Origin of the sequence: Bradyrhizobium sp. (assembly GCF_030654605.1) — a bacterium.
In the GTDB taxonomy this organism is placed as follows: domain Bacteria; phylum Pseudomonadota; class Alphaproteobacteria; order Rhizobiales; family Xanthobacteraceae; genus Bradyrhizobium.
On record NZ_JAURXB010000170.1, the window covers coordinates 1 to 2,324 of the forward strand.

Sequence of the window (2,324 nt, forward strand, 5' to 3'; positions counted from 1 at the left end):
ATGCGCGGGCGAATGCGGTGGTCGATACCTCAGGCCTCAGCGGGGATGCCGCCGCCGCGCGCCTGGTCGACGCGGTGGCGCCGGTGCTGCAGAGCGAAGCGAAAATGTTCGCGCGGGGGTAAGTGGCGGTCGGGCCTCGCCCTCTTTTGCCATTCGCGATATTCATCCGCGCATGAAACTGCTCTTCCTCCACGGCGCGCCCGCGGCCGGCAAGCTGACGGTCGCAAAAGCGCTGCTTGAACTGGTGCCGGGGCGGCTGTTCGACAATCATGCCGCGATCGACCTCGCGCGCACCCTGTTCGAGTTCGGCGCGCCCGGGTTCTGGGAGCTGGTCCATAGCACCCGATATGCGGCGCTCGACGCCGCCGGAGAGTACGGCGTTTCTCTTGTCGTCATGACCTTCTGCTTTGTCGAGCCGGAAGACCTCCCGCAATTCCGGAAACTCGAAGAGATTGTGCAGCGGCACGGCGGTGAGTTGCTGCCGGTGTTTTTGCACTGCTCGCGCGAAGAGGCGCTGCGCAGGGTCGGCAACCCCGATCGGGTCGAACGACGCAAGATGGCGTCGGCGGAGGGCCTCAACAAATACCTCGACGACTACAAATTCACGGCGGTGCCGAGCGCCGGCTGCCTCAAGCTGGACACCGAAAAGCGGCCGGCAGAGGCGTCCGCGCTGGAAATCATTGGCCATTTCGGGTTGAGAGCGTAGGCACCGTCCAGCGATCAGGCAATGTGGGCAAGGAATCCGCTTGCAGCGATCCGCAAGCCTAGTAACTTGATTCCAAACGACATTCAGCCCGCACCGCCGGTCCGGAGAACACCGTCATGATGAGCCAGGAAGCCAACGACCTGATCACCCGCACCGGGCCGAAGGATCCGGCCGGCAAATTGATGCGGATGTACTGGCAACCGGCGGCGCTGGTCGACGAGCTGACGGGGCCGCGTCCGGTCAAGCCGGTAAGACTGCTCGGGGAAAACCTGGTGCTGTTTCGCGACGAGCAGAACCGCTACGGCCTGATGGATCGGCATTGCGCGCATCGCGGCGCCGACCTCGCGTTCGGCCGGCTGGAAAACGGCGGCTTGCGCTGCGCCTTCCATGGCTGGCTGTTCGACGTCGCGGGCAAATGCCTGGAGACGCCGGCCGAACCGAAGGATTCGCCGTTGTGCAGGAACGTCACGCAACGGGCCTATCCGGTGATAGAGAAAAGCGGAATCCTGTGGGCGTATCTCGGCGAAGGCGAACCGCCGGCGTTTCCGGAGATCGACTGTTTTGTCGCGCCGGACAGCCACACCTTCGCGTTCAAGGGCCATATCAACTGCAACTGGCTGCAGGCGCTGGAGGTCGGCATCGACCCGGCGCATGCCTCGTTCCTGCATCGCTTCTTCGAGGACGAGGACACCTCAGGCGCCTATGGCAAGCAGTTCCGCGGCGCCTCCGCCGGCAGCGACTTGCCGATGACCAAGATCCTGCGCGAATATGACCGCCCGATCATCAATGTCGAGCACACCGAATATGGCCTGCGGCTGATCACGCTGCGCGAGATCGACGACGAGCAAACCCATGTTCGCGTCACCAACCAGCTGTTTCCGCACGGTTTTGTCATTCCCATGAGCACGGAGATGACGATCACGCAGTGGCATGTGCCGGTCGATGACGAGAACTGCTACTGGTACGCGATCTTCACCTCCTATTCGACGCCGGTCGACAAGAACAAGATGCGCGACCAGCGGCTCGAACTCTACGAACTGCCCGATTATAAATCGCGCAAGAACAAGACCAACGATTACGGTTTCGACCCGCACGAGCAGGCGACCGCGACCTATACCGGCATGGGTGCCGACATCAACGTGCACGACCAGTGGGCGGTGGAATCGATGGGACCGATCCAGGACCGCACCCAAGAACATCTCGGCAGTTCCGACAAGGCGATCGTGCAGTATCGCCGGCTGCTGCGGCAGGAGATCGAGAAGGTCGCGGGCGGCCAGAAGCCGATGCTGTTCCTCGACGACGTCCATGCCCGCAGCATCCAGGGCCCCGCCACCATGGACGGCATCGGGCCTACGCGCGGCTGGGAAACCTTCTGGATGGAAGTCGACGTCAAGCGCCGCCGCAGCGCGCCATGGGCCGCGCCGGTACCGCAGGAGATCGCCGACAAGGTCCGGCATCTCAAGGCGGTTTGACTTTTCGTCATTGCGAGCGAAGCGATCGCGGTAGGGACGCTCATTTCTGAGCGCCCCCCGCACAGAACCGTACAGGCGGCTTTCCCGCATACGGCTCCCACCTTGGGTGTTTGACGGCGAAGCGCAAGTCCGGCCAGGGGTGAAGG

General features: G+C 63.3%; 2 protein-coding genes and 1 pseudogene. All 3 read left to right on the top strand.

Going from position 1 to position 2,324, the window contains the following annotated elements; genetic code table 11:
• Positions 1–122 (top strand): annotated as a pseudogene (locus Q7U29_RS16025) (transcriptional regulator); the annotation flags it as partial.
• 50 nt (positions 123–172) lie between these two features.
• Positions 173–706, top strand: coding sequence for a hypothetical protein (locus tag Q7U29_RS16030; protein ID WP_304743086.1), 534 nt, complete (start codon positions 173–175; stop codon positions 704–706).
• A 116-nt stretch (positions 707–822) separates the two neighbouring features.
• Positions 823–2,178: an aromatic ring-hydroxylating dioxygenase subunit alpha gene (locus Q7U29_RS16035; protein WP_304743088.1), complete on the top strand. Its 1,356-nt coding sequence runs from the start codon at positions 823–825 to the stop codon at positions 2,176–2,178.
• Positions 2,179–2,324 lie beyond the last annotated feature (146 nt).

Coding starts and splice junctions, on each gene's coding strand:
- Q7U29_RS16030 (WP_304743086.1), top strand. CDS start 173: ATGAAACTGCTCTTCCTCCACGGCGCGCCCGCGGCCGGCAAGCTGACG.
- Q7U29_RS16035 (WP_304743088.1), top strand. CDS start 823: ATGATGAGCCAGGAAGCCAACGACCTGATCACCCGCACCGGGCCGAAG.